This is a genomic window from Nonomuraea sp. SYSU D8015 (assembly GCF_008065375.1).
GTDB lineage: Bacteria > Actinomycetota > Actinomycetes > Streptosporangiales > Streptosporangiaceae > Nonomuraea.
The window spans coordinates 253,245-275,945 of sequence record NZ_VJYI01000006.1; the positions used below are offsets into that span (position 1 = coordinate 253,245).

Below are 22,701 nucleotides of genomic sequence, written 5' to 3' on the forward strand. Positions count from 1 at the left end.
ACCGTACCCTGTGTGCGTCAGGAGGTGCGTCATCACAGTCGGAGATCTCGGCGAATTCGGTGTGGTAAGTCGTATTACCGGACGTCTGCCCCAGGGAGCGGCGGTAATGCTGGGCCCGGGTGACGACGCCGCGATGGTCGGCGCGCCCGACGGGCGCGTCGTGGTGTCCACGGATTTGCTGATCGAGGGTAGGCACTTCCGCCGCGATTGGTCCAGCGCCTATGACGTGGGCCGTAAGGCCGCGGCGCAGAACCTCGCGGACGTGGCGGCCATGGGTGCCCGGCCGACGTCCATCGTGGTCGGGCTGGGGATGCCGGCGGACCTGCCGGTGGCGTGGCTGGACGGGCTGACCGACGGGTTCCGCGACGAGTGCGCCGGAGCCGGCGCGAGCGTGGCGGGTGGCGACGTCACCCGGTGCGACCTGGTGGTCCTCGGCGTGACGGCGCTGGGCGACCTGGGCGGGCGGCCTCCGGTGACCCGTGCGGGTGCCGCACCGGGGCAGGTGGTGGCGGTCGCCGGCCGGCTCGGCCACGCCGCCGCAGGGTGGGCGCTGCTCGACGCCGGGGCGCCGGTCGACTCCAGGGCGCTCCAGGAGGCCGTGGCCGCGCACCGGCGGCCCTGTCCGCCGTACGCGGAGGGGGTGCGGGCCGCCGAGCTGGGCGCGAGCGCGATGCTCGACGTCAGCGACGGCCTGCTGCAGGACCTCGGGCACGTCGCGAAGGCCAGCGGGGTGCGGATCGAGCTGGATCCCCAGGCGTTCACCGTGGGGGAGCCGGTCGCCGCGGCGGCCAAGGAATTGGGGGTCGATCCGCTGGAGTTGGTGCTCACGGGTGGCGAGGATCACGCGCTTGCGGCGGTCTTTCCTTCAGGGGTACGGCTGCCGGCGTCATGGCAGGTGGTGGGCCGGGTGGTCGAGGGCGAAGGCGTGCTGGTCTATGGACGTGAGCTGGGTCACGGCGGCTGGGATCACTTTCGGTGATGACTTGTCCCGATTTACGTGAAATTTTCCCGATTTGGGGTATGACTAGTGGGATTGCTGTGACAACGGCGTAGCAAAGGTGTTATGAAGATTGGCGGCCACTGTAACCGGAAGAAAGGGCAGCCATGGGCCGCCACGGCACAGGTGGATCCGACGACGGGGAAGAACGGGGGGAGAGCAGCGCATTCTGGGGTCCTGACGACCCGGGTGAGGCGCCGGGCTGGCCGTCCTTGCCGGACCGGCCCGAGGTGACGGGGCAGTGGGCCCCGATGCCCCGGCGAGAGAGCGCGCCGCCGCCGCGCGGACCGCAGCCCGAGCCGTTCGAGACCACCGGGGCCTTCGCGCTGCCCACCGACTCCGCCGGCGGCCTCCCACCGGCCAACGACCCTGCGGGTGCCTTCCCGCCGCCGTCCGGTCCCTTCGGCGACCAGGCCGGCCCTTTTGAGACGACGGGCGCCTTCGCGCGCCCCCTGGACTGGGACGCGTCGCCCGGCGCCCCGGGCGGTCCTTCCAACGGTCCAGGCTCTTTCGACGCCTCCGGCCCCAGGGACGCTCTTGACCCCATGAGCACGCCCGGTCCTGGCGGTGCGCCGGGATCCGGTGGCGGCCAGAGGTCTGGCGGTGCTCCGGGCCTCGGTGGCGGGCCTCAGGCCTTCGACGGCCCCGTGACCGGCGCCTTCGACGTGCCGGGAGCCTTCGACCGGCCCGGTGGCCCGCGATCCGGTGACGGCCCCTTCGACGCGCCTGCCGAGCGCACCGCCGTCTTCGGCGGTCCCCCCTTCGACGCGCCCACCGGCGGAACCGCTCCCTTCGACCGGCCGGCAGGCGGAACGGACCCCTTCGGCCAGCCGGCAGGTGGAACGGACCCTTTCGGCCGGCCAAGACGCGGCATCGGCTCCTTCGACGGCCCCGACGCTGACAACGGCCCCTTCAGCGGACCCGAGGGCGGCAACGGCCCCTTCGGCGGGCCGGACGAGCGGAGGAGTCCCTTCCTCGACGGGCCGGACATGCCCGGAAGCGCCTTCTTCGACGACCCGGACGGCGGTAACGGCGCCTTCGACGGGCCCGCGGACCGGACGGCCAGGTTCGACCGGCCGGGGGATCCCCCTCCCATGCCCGGCGGACCGCCCGAGCCGGGCGACATCAAGGTGGCAGGCGAGCCGACGGCCATCCAGACCCCGGCGTGGGCGGAGGCCGAGACCGGGTTCCTGGGCTCCGGCTGGTCGTCGGACTCCGGCCTGGACGAGTCCGACGAGCCCAAGGGCCGCCGCGGCCGGCGCAAGGCCAAGGGCGCCCGCGGCGGAGGCGGCGGCGCAGGCGGCGGCGAGTTGCTCGCCGCTCCGTCAGGAGGCGGCAGGGGCCGGGTAGCGCTGTTGTCCGTGGCCGCCGTGGCCGTCGTGCTCGGCGGCACCGTGGCGGGCGTCAAGCTCATGAGCTCCAGCGGGGCCGCCGACTGCGCGGGCGCCACGTGCGCGGCCGTACAGGCCACATCCACTCCGCCCACCCCCGGGGTCTCCGACACTCCGGCGGGGCAGGAGCCCGAGCCCGAGGAGGAGCCGGCGCCGGAGGAAGAGGAGACCACGCCCTCCGAGACGCCGACGCCCACGCCCACGTACGCCGCCCGCGCGCCGCGCCGGACCACGACGCCCACGCCGAAGCCGACGCCGACCAAGACCAGGGCGAAGAAGACCCAGGAACCGACGGAGCCGGCGGAGTCGCCGGAGCCGACCGCCGAGGAGACTGAGACGCTCACACCGACCGACAACCCTTCGCCGCTGGACACCGGCGAGCCGGTCGTCAGCGCCACGCCCAGCGAGGGGCCCTTGCCCGGTGGGCCCAACGGCGGCTCGGTGAGCGTCAGCCAGACGATCAGGCAGCGCCTGACCACGTACGTGGCCGAGCTGACGCTCTCGAACACCTCTGAGGAGACGCTGGACAGGCCCACGGTCTCCGTGCCCGTCGAGGGCCGGGTCCTGGACGTGACCGGCGCCGAATGGACCCAGGACGGCGACCTGCTGATCCTGGACCTGGCGGCGTCGCTGTCGGCGGGAGCCACGGCCGAGGTCTCGTTCACCGCCACGGGCAGGGGCGTGGAGGCCCAGACGTGCGGCATGGTGAGTGGGGAGTGCGCCGTCAGCTGAGTGGTTGGATGGGGACATGACGGTTTCGACCCCTCCCCGCGTGCTGACCGTCGCCGGCTCCGACTCGGGCGGCGGCGCGGGCATCCAGGCCGATCTGAAGACCATGCTGGCCATGGGCGTGCACGGCATGAGCGTCATCGCGGCGGTGACCGCGCAGAACTCGCTCGGCGTCCAGGGCTACTGGGAGCTGCCGCCCGAGGCCGTGCGGGCGCAGCTCGACTCCGTGCTGGGCGACATCGGCGCCCAGGCGGTCAAGACCGGCATGCTGGCCTCGCCGGTGCTGGTGGCCACCGTGGCCGAGGTGCTGGGCGCCTATGCCGCGCCCGTCGTGGTCGATCCCGTGGGGGTGTCGAAGCACGGCGATCCGCTGCTGGCGCCGGAGGCCGTCGAGACGGTGCGGACGCGGCTGCTGCCCGTGGCGACCGTGGCGACGCCCAACCTGTGGGAGGTGGAGCAGCTCACCTCGGTCAAGGTGGAGGACGAGGACGGCCTGCGCCGGGCCGCGGACGCCGTACTGGAGCTGGGGCCCACGTGGGCGCTCATCAAGGGCGGCCACCTTCCCGGCGACCCCGTCGACCTGCTCACGGACGGCACGAGCGAATACCGCTTCGCCGCCGAGCGCCTCGACAACCGCCACACCCACGGCACGGGCTGCACGCTGGCCTCGGCCATCGCCTCGCGGCTGGCGCTGGGCGACGAGGTGCCGGACGCGGTGGCCAAGGCGAAGGAGTACGTGACGGGCGCCATCGCCCGCGGCTTCCCCCTGGGCGACGGCATCGGCCCCGTGGACCACGCCTGGCGCTGGCGCTGAGCGCCGATCCGGCCGTGGACCAGGAAACGTGCCGGGGGACGAAAACGCAAAAGCCCGTGGCTCCCTGAGGAGCGACGGGCTTGCGCGAAAGCGGGAACTAGCGGGTGACCTTGCCCGCCTTGATGCACGAGGTGCACACGTTCAGCTTCTTCGGGGTGCCGCCGACGACCGCGCGGACCGTCTGGATGTTGGGGTTCCAACGACGACGGGTGCGGCGGTGCGAGTGGGACACGTTGTTACCGAAGGTCGGGCCCTTGCGGCAAACATCGCAGACGGAAGCCACGGTTCGCTCCTTAAAACAGTCGATGTAGCCCTGTCCGCGGATGCTTTCCGGGCGGAGGGCATGCCGGGACAACCGGCCAGCCAGACGAGAATATCCGATCCACACCGCTGGGCGCGAACCGGAGCACTGGACCGAGCACTGACGAGCGCTCCACTTGGCCCGGCACGGAGATATTCTCCTCCAACAACAGTAGCGCATTCGGGCTGGAGGCATCGCAGATGAAGATCCTCGACCCGCCCGCGGTGCGCCGCTGGGCCCGCCTGGCGGCCGACGCCCTCGGCCGGGCCAGGACGGAGATCGACGCGCTCAACGTGTTCCCGGTCGCCGACGGCGACACCGGCACCAACCTGCACCTCACCATGCTGTCCGCGGCCGAGGCCGTCGAGTCGCTGCCCGAGGACGTGGACGCGGCCGTGGTGTGGCAGACCCTCTCGTACGGCGCCCTGGTCGGGGCCCGCGGCAACTCCGGGGTGATCGTCAGCCAGGCGCTGCGCGGGCTCGCCGAGGTGCTCAAGGACGGCCACGATCTGCGCGCCGGGCTGCACAGGGCCGCCCTCCTGGCCAGGGAGGCCGTGGCCAGGCCGGTCGAGGGCACGGTGCTGAGCGTGCTGGAGTCGGCCGCGCGGGCCGTACAGGAGCTCGACGGGGACCTGAGCGAGGTGGCGAGGCAGGCGGCGGGGGAGGCGCGGGCGGCGTTGCGGCGCACCCCCGAACAGCTGGACGTGCTGGGCCGCAGCGGGGTCGTGGACGCGGGCGGCGCCGGCGCGGCGATCGTGCTGGAGACCCTGGCCGCCGTGATCACCGACTCCTACGACGGCCACTACGACGTGCCCGCGCCGACCGCGCGGGTGACGCCGATGACCGAGGTCGGGGCGGGCTACGAGGTGATGTACCTGCTGGACGCCGACGACCGGGCGGTGGCGGCGCTGCGCGCGGAGCTCGACGCCATGGGCGACTCGCTCGTCGTGGTCGGCGGCGAGGGCCTGTGGAACGTGCACGTCCACGTGCCCGAGGCCGGGCCCGCCGTCGAGGCCGGCGTGCGGGCGGGGCGGCCGCACCGCATCCGGATCACGTACCTGGCCGAGCGGACCCATCGCGCGAGCGCGGGCAGGGGCGTGGTGGCCGTCGCCGCGGGCGACGGGATCGCCGCGCTGTTCGAGGAGTGCGGGGCCGTCGTGGTGCGCCGCGCGCCCGGCGCCAAGCCCCCGCTCCCCGCCCTCCTCGCCGCGATCAGGCAGGCCGGCAGCGAGGTCGCGGTCCTGCCGAACGACGAGGGCGTCGGCTCCGTCGCCGCCGCGGCGGCCGAGATCGCCCGCGAGGACGGCGTCGCGGTCAGCGTGCTGCCCACCAAGGCGACCGTGCAGGGGCTGGCGGCCCTGGCCGTGCACGACCCCTTGCGCCGCTTCGACGACGACGTGGTGGCCATGACCGACGCGGCGGGCCAGACCAGGTACGGGCACGTGACGGTGGCCGACAGGGAGGCTTTCACGAGCGCCGGGGTGTGCCGTCCCGGGGACGTGCTCGGCCTCATCGAAGGCGACGTGGCGGTGATCGGCGGCGCGCTGGAGCAGGTGTCCGCGATGATCGTGGATCGGATGGTGGCGGGAGGCGGCGAGCTGGTGACCCTGGTCACGGGCGCGGACGCCCCGGCGCGCCTGGCCGCCCACATCGAGGAGCGTTTGCGACGTACGAGGCCGGACGTGGACCTGGTCGTATACGACGGCGAGCAGGGCGGCTACCCCCTGCTGATCGGGGTGGAGTGACGCTGCTGACAGCCGTGGGGTGACGCGCCCGCGGCGAGGGAGGATTCCTGTCGGCCGCAGGCGGTAGAACTTAATGCCGTGAGTCGTTTCGACGAGCCTCTGACGAAGGCGCTCGACCCGAAGACCGCCAAGCTGCTGCACAGCGTGCTCGGCCTGGAGACGGTCGGCGACCTGCTGCGCCACTATCCGCGCCGCTACGCCGAGCGCGGCGAGCTGACCACGCTCGACGCGATCGAGGTCGATCAGCACGTCACCGTGGTCGGCGAGGTGACCAGGCTCATGCGCAAGCCCATGCGCAACCGCGGCGGCACCTGGCTGGAGGTCGAGGTCGTCGACGGCGACGGCAACAAGATCTACCTGTCGTTCTTCGGCAAGGGCTCCCACGTGGCCGAGTCGCGGCTCAAGCCGGGGCGGCGCGGCATGTTCGCCGGCAAGGTGGGGCTGTTCGGGTCCAGGGGCAGGCCGCGCTGGCAGCTCGCGCATCCGGAGTTCGAGCTGTTCGAGGAGAGCGAGGGGAGCGCGGAGGAGTTCGCGGCGGCGCCGGTGCCGATCTACCCGGCGGGCAAGGATCTGACGCCGTGGGCGATCAGGCGCGCGATCGGCATCGTGCTCGACACGCTCGGCCCGCTGGACGATCCGCTCCCCGCCGGCCTGCGGGCCCGCCACGGCCTGCAGCCGCTGGCCGAGGCGCTGGTGTCCATTCACCGGCCCAAAGACTTCGCCGAGGTGGGGCGGGCACGCAAGCGGCTGAAGTTCGACGAGGCGTTCGTCCTGCAGGCCGTGCTCCTGCAGCGCCGCCAGGCGGCCACCGCGTGGCCGGCCAAGCCTCGGCCGCGGCGCGATGACGGCATGCTGGCCGAGTTCGACAAGCGGCTGCCGTTCTCGCTGACGGAGGGGCAGGCGCTGGTCGGCGAGGAGATCGCGGCCGACCTCGCCTGCGAGCACCCCATGCACCGGCTGCTGCAGGGCGAGGTCGGCGCGGGCAAGACGGTGGTGGCGCTGCGGGCGATGCTGCAGGTGGTCGACGCGGGCGGGCAGGCCGCGCTCCTGGCGCCCACGGAGGTGCTCGCCCAGCAGCACCACCGCTCCATCACCGCGATGCTGGGAGACCTGGCGCAGGGCGGCATGTTCGGCGGCACGGCCGTCACGCTGCTCACCGGCTCCATGGGCGCGGCCGCGCGGCGATCGGCCCTGCTCGACGCCGCCTCGGGCAACGCCGGCATCGTCGTCGGCACGCACGCGCTGCTGCAGGAGCACGTGCAGTTCGCCGACCTCGGGCTGGTGGTGGTCGACGAGCAGCACCGGTTCGGGGTTGAGCAGCGCGACGCGCTGCGGGAGAAGGCGGGAGACGGGCGCCCCCACGTCCTGGTCATGACGGCCACCCCGATCCCGCGCACGGTCGCCATGACGGTCTTCGGCGACCTTGAGGTCTCGACGCTGTCCCAGCTCCCGTCCGGGCGCGCCCCCATCACCACACACGTCGTGCCTGCCGCGGAGAAGCCCCACTACCTCGAGCGCACCTGGGAGCGGGTGCGGGAGGAGGTGGCGCTGGGGCGGCAGGCGTACATCGTGTGTCCCCGCATCGGCGACCTGGAGGGCGACGAGGGGGACATGGAGATCGCGATCGCGTCGGGTGACGACGAGCGCCGCCCGCCGCTGGCCGTCCTCGACGTCGCCGAGCTCCTCACCCAGGGCCCCTTCCACGACCTGCGCGTCGGCACCCTGCACGGCAAGCTGCCGCCGGAGGAGAAGGACGCGGTCATGCGGGCTTTCTCGCGGGGCGAGCTCGACGTCCTGATCGCCACGACGGTCATCGAAGTGGGCGTCGACGTGCCCAACTCCTCCGTCATGATCATCATGGACGCCGACCGCTTCGGCGTCTCCCAGCTCCACCAGCTGCGCGGCCGCGTGGGCCGCGGCGGCCTCCCCGGCCTGTGCCTCCTGGTCTCCGACTTCCCCGAGGGCACCCCGGCCCGCGCCCGCCTGGACGCGGTGGCCGCCACCCTGGACGGCTTCGAGCTGTCGCGGGTCGATCTGGAGCAGCGGCGGGAGGGCGACGTGCTCGGGGCGGCGCAGTCCGGCAAACGATCGTCGCTGAAGCTGCTGCAACTCCTGCGCGACGAGGACGTCATCGCCACGGCCAGAGAGGAAGCGGCCGCGCTTCTCTCGGAAGACCCGTCCCTGACGGCTCACGAGGGCCTGAGAGCCGAAATCGACCGCCTGCTGGCCGACGAACGAGCCGAGTACTTGGAGAAGGCCTGACCCCCTGCCCCGCGCGCCCAGGCGGCGAGGCGGTGTGCGGCGGTGTGCGGCGCGACGTGTGCGGCGCTCGGCCGGCGACGGGGCGTGGCTCTCGCGGACGGTCTGATGGGGCGAGGTGCCGTGGGGCGCTTCGCTTGGCGGGGACCGGCCCGGCGCCGGTGCGGCGAGGTGGCGGGAGCGGTGAGGCGCCGGTGCGGCGAGAGGGCTGCGGTGGCGGACCACGGCAACGCGTGACCGAAAAGGAAAAAGGACCCAGCCGCGGGGACGGCCTCCCCCCGAATGCCGTCCCCGGCTGGGCCCACCCTCGGGTCAGGTGCCGAGGGAACCGGCGTGCGGAAGGGCTCACGATCACGCCGGTCGGCCTTCGTGTGGGTCACCTCGAAGGCCGCATGAATCATCATGCGGGCCCACCGCACCGATGTGAATCACCCTTGCGCAGTCGAGGCAGACACTTGTCCACTCTTGACCTGCGTGAACATGCGAAAGAATGGGGCACATGACTCGGATCATCGCGGGGAGCGCGGGTGGGCGGCGGTTGGCCGTGCCGCCGGGACGCGGCACGAGACCGACCAGCGATCGAGCCCGAGAAGGGATCTTCTTGACGCTCGATTCACTGTACGGACTCCACGACGTCCGCCTCCTCGACCTGTACGCCGGGTCCGGGGCGATCGGCCTGGAGGCCCTGTCGCGCGGCGCCGCCGAGGCGGTGATGGTCGAGTCCGACCCGAAGGCCGTGAGGACGATCAAGGAAAACGTCCGCTCCCTGGGCCTGGAGGGCGCCCGCGTGGTGGCCGACAAGGTGGCGCGGGTCCTGGCCAAGTCGCCGGACGCCCCGTACGACATCGTCTTCGCCGACCCGCCCTACGCCGTGCCGGATGACGAGGTCACGACCGTCCTGGAGGCGCTGCGCGACAACGGCTGGCTGGTCGCTGAGGGGTTGGTGGCTTTCGAGCGGGAAAGTCGGGGAAAAGCCCTGATGTGGCCTGAGGGGTACGTTGAGGAGAGGGTCCGTCGTTATGGCGAAGCATCCGTTTGGTACGGTCGCGCCGCCGGGAACCCGTAGACCTGGGAGGCGTCTTGCGCCGCGTAGTCTGCCCGGGGTCGTTCGACCCCATCACCAATGGCCACCTCGACATCATCGGCCGCTCGGCCCGCCTGTATGACGAGGTGACCGTGGCAGTGCTCATCAACGTCGAGAAAAGCAGCCTGTTCACGGTCGATGAACGCATCGAGATCCTGCAGACCGTGACCAAGGACTTCGACAACGTCAAGGTACGGAAGTTCCACGGCCTGCTGGTGGACTTCTGCAAGCAGAACGACATCCCCGCCATCGTCAAGGGCATCAGGGTGGTCAGCGACTTCGACTACGAGTTGCAGATGGCCCAGCTCAACTACCGTCTGTCGGGCGTCGAGACGCTGTTCATGCCGACGAATCCCGAATACTCTTTCCTGTCCTCCAGCCGGGTGAAGGAGATCGCCCGGTATGGTGGGGACGTGTCGGGCCTCGTGCCGGACCTCGTCCACAAGCTGCTCATCGAGCGGCTGCGCGGAAGCTAGCTTCCGCGCAGCGAAAGAACGCGCGAAGCCCGATGCCTCTGGGGGGTATGCGGGGAGCTCGCTCCCCGCAGGGCCTGCTATCCTTTCATTTCGGCCTTGTACGACGGCGATCCTCTTCGCCATGCCTAGCGAGAGCAGGATGACTCAGCACCTCGACCCCCGCTCCCCGTGGGTGATCTCAACCCATGACCTGGGAAAGCGGCCGGGGACGATGCGGCAGATGACCCTGACCCTCCCGGCACCGGCGGATCTCGGCGTCGACATGATCGGCGTCCCCAAGGACGCCGAAGTCGAGCTGGATCTCCGGTTCGAAGCAGTGATGGAAGGCGTGCTCGTCTCTGGCACGGCGCAGGCCCCGCTCGCGGGGGAGTGCGCGCGGTGCCTGGACCCGGTCTCCTCGGACATCGAGGTCGACCTGCAGGAGCTGTTCTTCTACTCCGACGAGGACGCCTCGGAGGACGACTCGCTGCTCGACGGTGAGCTGCTCGACCTCGAGCCGACCTTCCGCGACGCGGTGGTGCTCGCACTGCCGTTGAGCCCGGTGTGCCGCGAGGACTGCGAAGGGCTCTGCGCGGAGTGCGGGATCAAGCTGGCCGAGGCCGGCGCGGATCACCGGCACGAGAAGATCGACGCCCGCTGGGCGTCGTTGCAAGGTCTGATTGCCGACAAAGATAACGATCAGGAGAAGTGACGTGGCCGTCCCGAAGCGAAAGATGTCGCGGAGCAACACCCGCGCCCGTCGCTCCCAGTGGAAGACGACTGCCGTCGCCCTGGTGAGCTGCCCGCAGTGCCGTTCGCCCAAGCAGCCGCACATCGCGTGCCCCACCTGCGGCACCTACAACCGTCGTCAGGTCGTCGAGCCGTCCGCCTGATCCTCTGACAAGGAACCCGACGTTGGACCGCCGCATGGAAGACATCGGGGCGGCAGTCCGCGGCGCGGGTTTCCCGTCAGCAGTTGACGTGATGCCGACCGAGTGCAATTGTGCCTCGGTCGGCGTTACCGTCTCAGATGCGTGCGGCGGCGGTTCGCCCGCGGCCGTGGTGGACGCCGGGGCTACGCGTTACCCCGACGCCCACCACGTTTTCGGGCATCTTCCGCAGTCGTCGCGCCATGTGAAGATGTCCGAGGAGGAAGCACGTGGGCGCAGGTCCTAAGCCGGTGGCCGTGGAGGTCGCCAGAGACGAGCTGGAGCAGGTCCTTTCCGTCGGTCTCGACCCCGACATCCTGGAGCGCGCGCTGACGCACCGCTCCTACGCGTACGAGAACGGCGGCCTGCCCACCAACGAGCGCCTGGAGTTCCTGGGCGACTCGGTGCTGGGCCTGGTCGTCACCGACACCCTCTACCGCAACCACCCCGACCTCCCCGAGGGCCAGCTGGCCAAGCTGCGGGCCGCGGTGGTCAACATGCGGGCGCTGGCCGACGTGGCCCGGGGGCTCGGCCTGGGCCGGTTCCTGCGGCTCGGCCGGGGCGAGGAGGGCACGGGCGGGCGTGACAAGTCGTCCATCCTGGCCGACACGCTGGAGGCCCTGATCGGCGCGATCTACGTCGACAAGGGTCTCGACGAGGCGTTCCGGGTGGTGCACCTGCTGTTCGACCCGCTGATCGTCCGCTCGGCCTCGCTCGGCGCGGGGCTCGACTGGAAGACCTCGCTGCAGGAGCTGACCGCCTCCGAGGCGCTCGGCGTGCCCGAATACCACGTCGAGGAGAGCGGCCCCGACCACGCCAAGTCGTTCACGGCCATGGTGCGGGTCGGCGGCGAGTCCTACGGCTCGGGCACCGGCCGAAGCAAGAAGGAGGCCGAGCAGCAGGCGGCCGAGGCGGCGTGGACCCGCATCAGGGCCCGCCGCGAGCAGCGGGAGAGCCAGCGCGAGAGCCAGCCCGCGGGCTGAGCGCCCCCGAAGCGCAGGAGGTCCGGGTTGCCGGAGTTGCCGGAGGTGGAGGTCGTCAGGCGCGGCCTCGCCGAGTGGGTCGTCGGCCGGGAGATCGCCGAGGCGGAGGTGCTCCACCCCCGCGCCATCAGGCGTCACGTGCCGGGGGCCGACGAGTTCGCCGCGCGGCTCAAGGGCCGCGCGGTGCTCTCCGCGGAGCGTCGCGGCAAATACCTGTGGCTGCCGCTGTCGGGCGCCGAGGAGGCGCTCATGGCCCACCTGGGGATGAGCGGCCAGCTGCTCGTCGTGGCGCAGGACACGCCGCCGGAGAAGCACCTGCGGGTCCGCCTGCGCTTCGAGGACGGCGGCCCCGACCTTCGCTTCGTCGACCAGCGCACGTTCGGCCACGTCATGCTCACCGCCCTGGCGGACGGGACGCCGGAGCCGATCTCGCACATCGCCCCCGACCCGTTCGAGGCGGCGTTCGACGAGGACGGCTTCGCCCGCAGGCTCAGAGCCAGACGCACCGAGATCAAGCGGGCGCTGCTCGACCAGTCGCTGATCAGCGGCGTCGGCAACATCTATGCCGACGAGGCGCTGTGGATCGCCAGGCTCCATTGGGCCCGCCCCACGCACACGCTCACCCGCCCCAAGATCGCCGAGCTCGTGGCCGCCGTCCGCACGGTCATGGGTGCCGCGCTCGAGCAGGGCGGCACGTCGTTCGACAGCCTGTACGTCAACGTCAACGGCGAGAGCGGCTACTTCGACCGCTCGCTGGAGGTGTACGGCCGCCGCGACCTGCCGTGCTCCCGCTGCGGCACCCCGATCAGGCGGGAGGCGTTCATGAACCGCTCGTCCTACTCCTGCCCGCGATGCCAGCGGCGGCCCCGGTGACGACTGCCGCCAGCACGCTGAGCGCCGACCCCAGCCACATCACCGCCGAGATCGACACGCCGTCCACGAGCCGGCCGCCGGCCAGCGAGCCGAGCGCGATGGAGACGTTGAACGCCCCGACGAACAGGGCCGTGCCCAGCTCGCCGCCGCCCGACCGCATGATCCACAGCTGCAGGGTCACCCCAACGCCGCCGTAACCCAGCCCCCACACCACGAGCAGGGCAAGCGGCAGGCCGACGAACGGCAGCGCCGCCGTGGCCAGGGCCATGAGGGCGGCCAGGGCGATCAGGACCGGCCGGGGATCTCTGGCCGCCCGGGCGCCGGCGGCGAAGTTGCCGAGCACGCCCGCGGCCCCGTACAGCAGGAGAGCCGCGCTCACGAGCCCCGGACCGGCGTGCGAGACCTGCTCCAGGAACGGCCGGACGTAGGTGTAGGCCGCGAAGTGGCCGGACACGATCAGGACGGTCAGCACCAGGACGACCTTGAGCGGGCCGGGGACGCCTCCCCCTCGGACGGGACCCTCGCCGGGGAGCGGGGGCAGCGTCGCGGCCAGCAAAGCGAGCAGGGCCAGGGCCACCACGCCCAGAGCGGCGAACGCCGTACGCCACCCGGCGAACGACGAGACCAGCGTCGCCGCCGGCACCCCCAGCACCGACGCCACCGACACCCCGGCCAAGATGATCGACGTGGCCCGCCCGACCTGCCGCTCCGGCACCAGCCGCACGCCCAGCCCGGCCGCGAAGGCCCAGAATCCGCCGATGCTCACCCCCGTCAGCACCCGCGCCGCCAGCATGACCGGGTAGCCGGGCGCCAGTGCGGCCACCAGGTTGGCCGCGGCCAGCAGCGCCATCAGGCCCAGCAGCACGGTCCGGCGGTCGAGCCGGCGGGCGGCCAGCGCCAGCACGGGGGCGGAGACCGCGGCGACCAGACCGGGCGCCGACATCGTCAGCCCCGCCGTGCCCGCGGACACGCCGAGGTCAGAGGCGATCGAGGTCAACAGGCCGACAGGGAGCATCTCGCTGGTCACGAGCGTGAAGGTGCCCACGGCGAGCGAGGACACGGCGAGCCAGCGCGCCCGTACGGGCGTGGAAACGAGGGTTGTCATGCCCTCAGCCTTCTGCCGGCCCGCCGGCGGGAACAATGACGAAGATCGAAGGCTTGGTTTAGTGAGGCTAAGCGATCGCCCGGAGGTGGGAAATGGACTTCAGGGAGCTTGAGTGCTTCGTGGTGTTGTGTGAGGAATTGCACTTCGCGCGTACGGCCGAGCGCCTCTACCTGTCGCCGGGCCGGGTGAGTCAGCTCATGCGCTCCCTGGAGACCAGGATCGGCGGCAGGCTCTTCGACCGCACCAGCCGCCGGGTGCGCCTGACACCCCTCGGTGAACGCTTCCTGGCGGACCTGAGGCCCTCCTACGAGGGTCTGGCGAACGCCGTGAGCCGCGCCAAGGCGGCCGCTCGCGAGGTGACGGGGGTGCTGAGGGTCGGCTTCCTGGCCACGCCCACAGACGCCGTCACGGGCAGCGTACGGGCCTTCGAGCGCCGCCACCCGGGCGGCGAGGTGGAACTGGTGGAGATCCCGCTCTCCGACCCGTACGGCAAGCTCCGCACCGGACAGGTGGACCTGGCGTTCACCCTGCTGCCGGTGGACGAGCCCGACCTCGTCACGGGCGCGGCGCTGAACCGGGTCCCCTACCGGCTCGGCCTCTCCGCCCGCCACCCGCTGGCCGCGCGCGCGAGCATCGGCGTGGAGGAGTTGGCCTCGGTGCCCCTGATCGGGGTGGAGGGCCCCGCCCCGCGCTGGTGGCGCGAACGGGTTGCGCCATCCGTAACCCCTTCCGGTCGTCCGATTCCCCGGGCCGGAACTGTCGCGACCACTCAGGAGGGTCTGACCCAGGTGGCGCTCGGCAGGGGCGGGATGCTGTTCTGCGCCCCCACGGCGGACCACCACCAGCGCCCCGACATACGCTTCGTTCCCGTCACGGGACTGCCTCCGTCGATCTTGGGCCTGGCCTGGGTGCGGGCGGCGGAGACGGCGGTGGTCAGGGCGTTCGACGAGGCGGCGGCGGGGCACGCGCTGGGGGTGGAGGCGCTTGTCGCGTAAGACCTTTTGGGGAGGAAATATGCAAGAAAATATGGAAAACGCCAGGTTGACGGCCTGGGTACGGGGGAGGGTCCAAGGTGTGGGGTTCCGCTGGTGGACCCGGGCGCGGGCCTTGGAGCTGGGCCTGACCGGGTGGGCGCGCAACACCGAAGACGGCAGGGTGGAGGTGGTCGCCGAGGGGCCCCGCGAGCACTGCGTCAAGCTGCTCGAGCTGCTGAGAGGTTGCGACACGCCGGGCAGGGTCGATGGAGTAGTGGAACGGTGGAGCGAACCCCGAGGTAGTTTGGGCGGTTTTGTGGAGCGGTAGCGCCTTCCGTTAAACCGCCCAAATAGGGTATAGTTGTATGTCGGGAGTGCCCATCAGTAAGGGCGCAGCGGCTTGTTCGACTTGACCGCCCACACTGCCGGTGCGACTCTTGTTAGGTACCACGCGCACCCCTCCCGCGGAATAGAAGTGCGCGAACCAGTCTGGTCACTCAGCGTGGAGGACCCTTTACCATGGCGAAGGCTCTACTCGGCCACGTCGGCGGTCCTGACCCTCGGATGGTCTCGGAAATGCGCCGCTTGCAGCAGCGTATCCGTGACCTGGAGGCAGAACTCATCCGACTTCAGGCCACGAATGACGCTCTTGCGGCGCAAACCCGCGACGAGGCGCTCAGCCGCATGCAAGAGCGCGAGCCGGCACTCACCTGAGAGTGATCGGAGCGCAAGACCCAGGGACGTCTCGGAGAGGCGTCCCTCGTTATTTGCCCTGATACGGAAAGCCCTGGTCAAGGCCGTCCCGGACTGTACATGCCCACGTCGGGCAGTGAGGACCAGTAGGCTTTCCCGCATGTCCGGTCAGGGAGAAGGGGGTCGCGCTTGTATTTGAAGACCCTCACCCTGCGCGGCTTCAAGTCCTTCGCCTCCGCCACCGCCCTCCGGTTCGAGCCCGGCATCACCTGCGTGGTCGGCCCCAACGGCTCCGGCAAGTCCAACGTCGTCGACGCCCTGGCCTGGGTCATGGGCGAGCACAGCGCCAAGTCGCTGCGCGGCGGCAAGATGGAGGACGTCATCTTCGCCGGCACCTCCTCCAGGCCGCCACTCGGGCGCGCCGAGGTGACGCTGACCATCGACAACTCCGACGGCGCCCTGCCGATCGACTACACCGAGGTCACGATCAGCCGGCTGATGTTCAGGTCGGGGCAGAGCGAATACGCGATCAACGGCGACACCTGCCGCCTGCTCGACATCCAGGAGCTGTTGTCCGACTCGGGCATCGGCCGCGAGATGCACGTGATCGTCGGGCAGGGCCAGCTCGACGCCGTCCTGCACGCGGGGCCGGAGGACCGGCGGGCGTTCATCGAAGAGGCCGCCGGCGTCCTCAAACACCGCAAGCGCAAGGAGAAGGCGCTGCGCAAGCTGGACGCCATGCAGGCCAACCTGACCCGGGTTCAAGACCTCGCCACCGAGCTGCGCCGCCAGCTCAAGCCGCTGGGCCGGCAGGCCGAGATCGCCCGCAAGGCCGCCGTCATCCAGGCCGACCTGCGTGACGCCAGGCTGCGGCTGCTGGCCGACGACGTGTGCATCCTCCGGGCGACCCTGGAGCGCGAGGCCGCCGACGAGGCCGCGATCACGGCCAGGCGCAACCAGGTCGAGGCCGAGCTGGCCGAGGCCCAGCAGCGCGAGATGGCGCTGGAGACCGCCGAGGCCGAGGCCCAGCCCCGGCTGGCGGCCGCTCAGGAGACCTATTTCCGGCTCTCCTCGCTGCGCGAGCGCATCACCGGCCTGGAGCAGCTCGCCGCCGAGCGCCACCGCCACGCGCTCGACGCCGCCGCCATCGAGCGCCGCGGCCGCGACCCCGAAGACCTCGAACGCGAGGCGGCCGAGGTGCGCGAGCGGGAGCTCATTCTCAAGGCCGAGCTGGAGCAGGCCCAGGAGCTGCTGGAGGAGGCCGTCCAGCGGCGGGCGGCCGCCGAGGGCGAGCTGAGCGCCGAGGAGCAGCGGCTTGCGCTGGCCGCCCGGGCCGCCGCCGACCGCCGCGAGGGGCTGGCCAAACTGCGCGGCCAGGTCGATTCCGTACGCAGCCGGGCCCGCGCCGCCGAGGAGGAGATCGGGCGGCTCCAGCAGGCCGTGGCCGACGCCGCCGAGCGCGAGCGGCAGGCCAGGGAAGACCTCGAGGCCCAGCGGCTGGAGGAGCCCGCGGTCGATCCCGCGCTCGCCGAGGAGCTGGCCACGGCGCAGGCCCTGGTCGAGGAGGCCAAGGCCGTCGCCGACGAGGCCAGGGTGGCGGCGGAGGAGGCCAGGTCCGCGCTGGACGCGCCGCGGGCCGCCCTCCAGGCCGCCAGGTCGGCGGTCGCGACCGCGCGGGCCGCCGACCAGGAGGCGCAGCGTTCGGTGGCCGCGCTGGCCGCCCGCCGGGACGCCCTGGAGCTGGGCCTGGCCAAGGGCGACGGCGGCGCCGCGCTGCTGGAGGCCGACCTGGCCGGAGTGCTGGGCCCGCTGGCCGCCTCGATGCAGGTCACGCCCGGGGCCGAGCGGGCAGTGGCCGCCGTGCTCGGACCGGTCGCCGAGGCCATCGCCGTCAAGACCCTCGACACGGCCGTCGAAGCCCTGGAGCTGCTGCGCACGGGAGACGCGGGCCAGGCGACCCTCTTGGTGGCCCAGAACGGCGGCGACCATGGGGCCGACTTCCTCGCGAGCTCTGCGAGTGCCGCAGCGCCCTCCGAGCGCGAGGGGTACGGCGCAGTCCGGCGCGCGCGTACGGCGGCCCCTGGAGGCGGCGAGTGGGCCGCCGACCTGGTGACCGTGCCCGACCACCTGCGTCCGGCCCTCGACCACGTGCTCAGCGACGTCGTCGTGGTGCCCGACCTGGGGAGCGCCCGCGAGCTGATCGAGAGCCACCCCACCGTCAAGGCCGTCACCAGGGCGGGCGACGTGGTGGGCGCCCATCTGGCCAGCGGCGGGGCCGAGAGCGGCACCTCCGTGCTCCAGGTCAGGGCGGCCCTCGACGAGGCCGTCAGAGACCTGGAGGAGGCCGAGGCCAGGGCCGAGGAGACGGCCGCGGCCATGGACGAGGCGATCGCCCAGGAGCAGCGGGCCCAGGCCGCCCTGGAGGCCGCCCAGGCCCAGGCAGGCGAGGCGCAGACCGCCGTCACCACCGCCCAGGCCGGCGTGAGCGCCGCCCAGGGCACTCTCGACCAGGTCAGGGCACGCCAGCGGGAGGCCGACCAGCGCACCGCCGCGGCCGCGAAACGCCTGGCCCAGCTCGAGGCCGCCGCGGGCGCCGCACACGCCGAGGCCGCACGCCTGGCCGGCAGCGTTACGAAGGCGGAGGAGGCCCGCGCCGAGGGCCTGGAGGAGCTGGCCGAGCTGGAGATCCGCCTGGCCGAGGCCGAATACGCCCAGGAGCTCGAGTCCGAGCCCACCACCGACCTGCGCGACGAGTTGGCGAGCGCCTGCGAGGCCGCCAGGCAGCGCGAGATGGACACCCGGCTCCAGGTACGCACCGCCGAGGAACGCGTCAAGGGCATCGAGGGCCGCGCCGACGCCCTCATGCGCGCCGCCGCCCGCGAGCGCGAGGAGCGCGCCCAGGCGGCCGCCCAGCGCGCCAGGCGCCGGCGGCAGGCCGCCGTGGCCGAGACCGTCAGCAAGGGCGCCAAGCAGGTCCTCAGGGCCCTGTCGGAGTCCGTCCAGCTGGCCGCCAGGGAGCGCGACGAGGCCGACCTCGCCAGAGTGGCCGTCGACGCCGAGCTCAAGCAGGTGCGCCTGCGCGTCCGCGAGCTCGGTCAGGAGCTCGACAAGCTCGTCAACCGCGTGCACGGCAGCGAGGTCGCCCGCACCGAGCAGCGCCTGCGGCTGGAGCAGCTGGAGGAGCGGGCGATGGAGGAGTTCGGCGTCGAGGTCGAGGCGCTGATCTCCGAGTACGGTCCCGAGGTCCCGGTCCCGGGCGACCCGCCCGTTCCGTACGTGCGCGAGGAGCAGGAGAAGCGGGCCAGGGCCGCCGAGCGGCAGATGAACCAGCTCGGCAAGGTCAACCCGCTGGCGCTGGAGGAGTTCGCGGCGCTGGAGGAGCGGCACTCGTTCCTGACCTCGCAGCTGGAAGACCTCAAGAAGACCAGGCGCGATCTGCTGACCGTGGTCAAGGAGGTCGACGACCGCGTCGAGCAGATGTTCGCCTCCGCGTACGAGGACGTGGCCCGCGAGTTCGAGCAGATCTTCACCAGGGTGTTCCCCGGAGGCGAGGGCCGCCTGGTGCTGACCGACCCCAACGACATGCTCACCACCGGCATCGAGGTCGAGGCCAGGCCGCCGGGCAAGAAGGTCAAGCGGCTGTCGCTGCTGTCGGGCGGTGAGCGGTCGCTCACGGCGGTCGCGTTCCTGATCTCCATCTTCAAAGCGCGGCCCTCGCCGTTCTACGTGATGGACGAGGTCGAGGCCGCGCTCGACGACACGAACACGCAGCGGCTGCTGACGTTGTTCGAGGAGCTGCGGCAGAGCTCGCAGCTGATCGTCATCACCCACAACAAGCGCACGATGGAGATCGCCGACGCGCTCTACGGTGTGTCGATGCGTGGCGACGGCGTCACGCAGGTCGTCAGCCAGCGGCTGCGGGAGCGCGAGTCCGCCTGACAGCAGCGCCACGCCGGTAACCCTCCCGCCGCCCGGGGCTGGGGTCCTTCAGGGAAAGGGAAAAGGGCTGGGGTCCTTTGGAGGCGCGGGAGAGCGCTGGGGTCCTTTGGGGCAGCGGGCCTGGGTCCTCTGGGGGCGCGGGAGCGGGCCTGGGCCGGAGTTTCCTCAGGTGCGGCCGTGCGGTGGGAGACGCCGGCTGGGCTGATCGGTGTGGTGTCGTGCGTGACCATGCCGGACGATCTGGAAAACTGGCATGTTGTGGAAGGTTACCTCGCCGTCATCGTGATCGTGGCCGTCGTCGCCCTGCTGGCGGCCGGCGGTCTCTTCCTGCTCTTCAGACCGGGTCGCAAGGCCCCACCGCCGGTCAAGCCGCCAGAGGCGCCGCCCATTCCGGAGAAGCCCGAGGAGCGGCGGCCCGCGGCGGAGGAGGCGGAGGGCGCGACCACCACGCTCCCGCCGCCCGTCAAACCGGCCGAGCCGGCGGTCGTCAAGCCCGAGATCGAGGTGCCGCCGCCGTCCGCGGGCCGGATGGTGCGGCTGCGCTCGCGGCTGGCCCGCTCCCAGAGCGCGCTCGGGCGCGGGCTGCTGGAGCTGCTCTCCCGCGACCGGCTCGACGACGACGTGTGGGACGAGATCGAGGAGAGCCTGATCACCGCCGACGTCGGCGTCGCCCCCACCCGCGTCATGGTCGACGACCTGCGCACCAAGGTCAAGGTGCTGGGCACCCGCACGCCCGACGAGGTGCGCGCCCTGCTGCGCGAGGAGCTGCTCACCCAGGTCAACCCCGACCTCGACCGCACCCTGCACGTGCAGAAGCACGGCGAGCGGCCCGCGGTGGTCCTGGTCGTGGGCGTCAACGGCACCGGCAAGACCACCACCACCGGCAAGCTCGCCCGCTCGCTCGTCGGCGACGGCAAGAAGGTCGTCCTCGGCGCGGCCGACACCTTCCGCGCGGCCGCGGCCGACCAGCTGCAGACCTGGGGCGAACGGGTCGGCGCCGACACCGTGCGCGGCCCCGAGGGGGGCGACCCGGCCTCGGTGGCCTTCGACGCCGTCGCCAAGGGCATCGAGGAGAAGGTCGACGCCGTGATCGTCGACACCGCCGGCCGCCTGCACACCAAGACCGGGCTGATGGACGAGCTCGGCAAGGTCAAGCGGGTCATCGAGAAGAAGGCCACGGTGGACGAGGTGCTGCTCGTCCTCGACGCGACCACGGGCCAGAACGGCATGCGCCAGGCCCAGGTGTTCGCCGAGGTCGTCAACATCACGGGCATCGCGTTGACCAAGCTCGACGGCACCGCCAAGGGCGGCATCGTGATCTCGGTGCAGCGTGAGCTGGGGGTTCCCGTCAAGCTCGTGGGGCTCGGCGAGGGGCCCGACGACCTGGCGCCGTTCGACCCCGAGGTGTTCGTGGACGCCATTCTCGGAGAGTGACGCGTTACGGTCGCGCTGTAATGAGCAGTGGAATAGCCCTTACCAGATAAGTGTTGATCGGCGACTTTTGTATGTGCTGACATGTTCCGGTCATCAATGATCGTGAGAGGGCGCCCATGAAGAAGATCGTCGTCCACCGGCCAGGGACCGTTAAGCCGACTGCCGCGGCCGCGCCGAGGCACAGCCCCTGATGCCGTCCAGGCCGGCGTCCCCACCCGGGGCGCCGGCATCCGGGCGGAGTACACACGTGGACCCGATCCTCCTCGACGCCGATCGCCGCATCGGCGGCCCGTACACCTTCGCCGCCGCCCTTCTCGATCATCTCGTCCCGGTGGCGCTGGAGCGCTGGCCTGAGCTGGTGGCCGCGTACGACATCGAGATCCGTGCGGCGGCGCCCCACCTGCGCGGGGTCGTTCCGGCACGCAGGCGCTCGCTGGCCGACGACCTTCCCCGGGGGCAGCGGATCCTCGTGCCCGGCGCCCGTCGGAGCCTCAGGGTCGCCAACGGCCTGGCCGAGTTCGTACGCGATCATCTGCGTCGCGCCGGGGCGCTCGCGGTAACCGTGGCGAACCTCGCCGAGGCCGACCATACCGACGCCGAGCTCGTCGCCGTGCTGCGGCGCAGGCTCGAGCCCGGCCTGCTCACGATCGCCGAGGGCCCGTCCGCGCCCGGGACGGGGCCGCTGCCCGCCGACTTCGACCGCTACCGCGACGAGGGCTTCCATCACGCGATGGCCGAATCCGGCCTGGCGCGGCTGCGGGAGCAGTACGACCCCATCCTCCTTCAGCGGGTGGGCGCCGCCCTGGAGGCCATCGAACGCGAGGACGAGGCCCGCGCGCTCTACGACCGGGCCCGGCGCGCGACCACCGACCCCAAACACCGGGCGACCATCGCGTACTCCACAGCCATGATCCTCGTCCGCCACCACGACCCGGTCCGGCGCGACCCCGAGGAGGCCCTGGCCTGGATCAACGAGGCCATCACGATCACCTCGCTGCTGCCCGACCCGCGCGAGCGCGCCTTCCACCTCGGCTTCGACCTCAACGGCAAGGCCCTGGTCGAGGTACGCAGGAGGCGCCCCGACGCGGCCATGGAGCTCGTGCGGCAGGCCATCGACCTGGCCGAGACGCACCTGCCGGACGAGCACCCGATCCACCGGCTCGTGCTGTACGCCAACCGCGCCCAGCTCCTGGCCGCGGCGGGCCACGCGGAAGAGGCGCTGGCCGACTACACCCGCGCCATCGAGACCGACCCCGGCTACCCCGACTACTACCTCGACCGCGGCAACCTCCTGCACGCCCTCGGCAGGGCGGAGGAGGCCCTGGCCGACTACGAGGCCGTCATGCGGCTGAGCCCGCCGTTCCCTGAGGCCTACTACAACCGCTCGGAGCTCAGATTCGCCGCGGGCGACCTGGAGGGCGCCCGCGCCGACCTGGACCACACGCTGGAGCTGGATCCCGGGTTCGTCCCCGCCTACGTCAACCGCAGCGGGATATATGCCTCGACCGGGGACTACGGCCTGGCGAGGGAGGACGTCGAGCGGGGCCTGGCGCTGGCGCCGCGCGACCCGCACCTGTTGTGCGTGCTCGCGCAGGTGGAGCTGGCCGACGGCCGCCTTCCGGAGGCTCGGGCCGCCTACGACGCGGCCCTCACGATCGACCCCGGCCTGGTGGCGGCCTGGGCGGGCCGGGCCGAGCTGGCCTTCGAGCGCGGCGACCACGACGCGGCGCTGGCCGACCTGGCCCGCGCGCTCGACCTGGAGGAGAGCGCCGAGCTGCTGTTCAACAGGTCGGTGGTGTACCGGGCCGCGGGCCGGCCCGAGCAGGCCAGGCGCGACCTGCTCAGGGCCGCGGAGCTGGCCCCGGGAGACGAGGACGTGGAACGGGCGCTGGCCGAAGCCTGAGCCGGGCGTCGGGCGGGCGCCGACCGCGGCGTGAGCGTTGTGAGGTGCGTGGTGTAAGAACGGGCGGGATTCGGTCACTTCCCTGTGTGATGA

General features: G+C 72.0%; 19 protein-coding genes. 17 read left to right on the forward strand and 2 right to left on the reverse strand.

The features are described 5' to 3' along the window. Window positions 1-10: 10 nt before the first annotated feature. The 3 genes from ID574_RS26385 (at window position 11) to thiD (ending at window position 3,931) form a co-directional block, all read left to right on the forward strand. Entirely contained in the window at window positions 11-979 is a 969-nt protein-coding gene (locus tag ID574_RS26385) for a thiamine-phosphate kinase (RefSeq protein WP_188191652.1), read from the forward strand. A 269-nt stretch (window positions 980-1,248) separates the two neighbouring features. Next, window positions 1,249-3,120, forward strand: coding sequence for a hypothetical protein (locus ID574_RS26390; protein WP_188191653.1), 1,872 nt, complete (start codon window positions 1,249-1,251; stop codon window positions 3,118-3,120). A gap of 16 nt (window positions 3,121-3,136) precedes the next feature. Continuing rightward, window positions 3,137-3,931, forward strand: a complete 795-nt coding sequence (gene thiD / locus ID574_RS26395; RefSeq protein WP_188191654.1) for a bifunctional hydroxymethylpyrimidine kinase/phosphomethylpyrimidine kinase — start codon at window positions 3,137-3,139, stop codon at window positions 3,929-3,931. 97 nt (window positions 3,932-4,028) lie between these two features. On the opposite strand, the gene rpmB is transcribed toward thiD, so the two are convergent. Then, on the reverse strand, window positions 4,029-4,214 hold the full coding sequence (gene rpmB / locus ID574_RS26400) for a 50S ribosomal protein L28 (RefSeq protein WP_043618345.1): 186 nt from the start codon (window positions 4,212-4,214) through the stop codon (window positions 4,029-4,031). Window positions 4,215-4,432: 218 nt separating this feature from the next. Here rpmB and ID574_RS26405 point away from each other — a divergent pair, with 218 nt between their 5' ends. From ID574_RS26405 to mutM, 8 genes are all read left to right on the forward strand, one after another. Then, window positions 4,433-5,977, forward strand: a complete 1,545-nt coding sequence (locus tag ID574_RS26405) for a DAK2 domain-containing protein (protein ID WP_188191655.1) — start codon at window positions 4,433-4,435, stop codon at window positions 5,975-5,977. Between the two features lie 78 nt (window positions 5,978-6,055). After that, window positions 6,056-8,239 (forward strand): ATP-dependent DNA helicase RecG, encoded by a 2,184-nt coding sequence (recG, locus tag ID574_RS26410; protein ID WP_188191656.1) that lies wholly within the window; start codon window positions 6,056-6,058, stop codon window positions 8,237-8,239. Between the two features lie 496 nt (window positions 8,240-8,735). Beyond that, entirely contained in the window at window positions 8,736-9,302 is a 567-nt protein-coding gene (rsmD, locus tag ID574_RS26415) for a 16S rRNA (guanine(966)-N(2))-methyltransferase RsmD (RefSeq protein ID WP_188191657.1), read from the forward strand. A 14-nt stretch (window positions 9,303-9,316) separates the two neighbouring features. Continuing rightward, window positions 9,317-9,796, forward strand: a complete 480-nt coding sequence (gene coaD, locus ID574_RS26420; protein WP_188191658.1) for a pantetheine-phosphate adenylyltransferase — start codon at window positions 9,317-9,319, stop codon at window positions 9,794-9,796. Window positions 9,797-9,917: 121 nt separating this feature from the next. Further along, on the forward strand, window positions 9,918-10,487 hold the full coding sequence (locus ID574_RS26425; RefSeq protein WP_188191659.1) for a YceD family protein: 570 nt from the start codon (window positions 9,918-9,920) through the stop codon (window positions 10,485-10,487). Between the two features lies 1 nt (window position 10,488). Continuing rightward, window positions 10,489-10,668, forward strand: coding sequence for a 50S ribosomal protein L32 (gene rpmF, locus ID574_RS26430; RefSeq protein WP_082535183.1), 180 nt, complete (start codon window positions 10,489-10,491; stop codon window positions 10,666-10,668). Between the two features lie 287 nt (window positions 10,669-10,955). After that, on the forward strand, window positions 10,956-11,687 hold the full coding sequence (rnc, locus tag ID574_RS26435) for a ribonuclease III (RefSeq protein ID WP_188191930.1): 732 nt from the start codon (window positions 10,956-10,958) through the stop codon (window positions 11,685-11,687). A gap of 27 nt (window positions 11,688-11,714) precedes the next feature. Then, on the forward strand, window positions 11,715-12,560 hold the full coding sequence (mutM, locus tag ID574_RS26440) for a bifunctional DNA-formamidopyrimidine glycosylase/DNA-(apurinic or apyrimidinic site) lyase (protein WP_188191660.1): 846 nt from the start codon (window positions 11,715-11,717) through the stop codon (window positions 12,558-12,560). Here the strand turns inward: mutM and ID574_RS26445 are convergent. Further along, a complete protein-coding gene (locus ID574_RS26445) occupies window positions 12,508-13,665 on the reverse strand; it encodes an MFS transporter (RefSeq protein WP_188191661.1) in 1,158 nt (385 codons plus the stop codon). The genes mutM and ID574_RS26445 overlap by 53 nt on opposite strands. 92 nt (window positions 13,666-13,757) lie before the next feature. On the opposite strand from ID574_RS26445, the gene ID574_RS26450 reads away from it, so the two are divergent. From ID574_RS26450 to ID574_RS26475, 6 genes are all read left to right on the forward strand, one after another. Beyond that, window positions 13,758-14,660: a LysR family transcriptional regulator gene (locus ID574_RS26450; RefSeq protein ID WP_188191662.1), complete on the forward strand. Its 903-nt coding sequence runs from the start codon at window positions 13,758-13,760 to the stop codon at window positions 14,658-14,660. Window positions 14,661-14,691: 31 nt separating this feature from the next. Beyond that, window positions 14,692-14,967, forward strand: coding sequence for an acylphosphatase (locus tag ID574_RS26455; RefSeq protein ID WP_188191663.1), 276 nt, complete (start codon window positions 14,692-14,694; stop codon window positions 14,965-14,967). Between the two features lie 191 nt (window positions 14,968-15,158). Continuing rightward, window positions 15,159-15,353 (forward strand): hypothetical protein, encoded by a 195-nt coding sequence (locus ID574_RS26460; RefSeq protein ID WP_090938435.1) that lies wholly within the window; start codon window positions 15,159-15,161, stop codon window positions 15,351-15,353. A gap of 168 nt (window positions 15,354-15,521) precedes the next feature. Then, window positions 15,522-19,271 (forward strand): chromosome segregation protein SMC, encoded by a 3,750-nt coding sequence (gene smc / locus ID574_RS26465; protein WP_188191664.1) that lies wholly within the window; start codon window positions 15,522-15,524, stop codon window positions 19,269-19,271. 228 nt (window positions 19,272-19,499) lie between these two features. Further along, window positions 19,500-20,705 (forward strand): signal recognition particle-docking protein FtsY, encoded by a 1,206-nt coding sequence (gene ftsY, locus ID574_RS26470; RefSeq protein WP_188191931.1) that lies wholly within the window; start codon window positions 19,500-19,502, stop codon window positions 20,703-20,705. A 247-nt stretch (window positions 20,706-20,952) separates the two neighbouring features. Continuing rightward, the gene (locus ID574_RS26475) at window positions 20,953-22,608 is read left to right on the forward strand and encodes a tetratricopeptide repeat protein (RefSeq protein WP_188191665.1); all 1,656 of its coding nucleotides are present in this window, start codon (window positions 20,953-20,955) and stop codon (window positions 22,606-22,608) included. The last annotated feature ends 93 nt before the right edge of the window (window positions 22,609-22,701 follow it).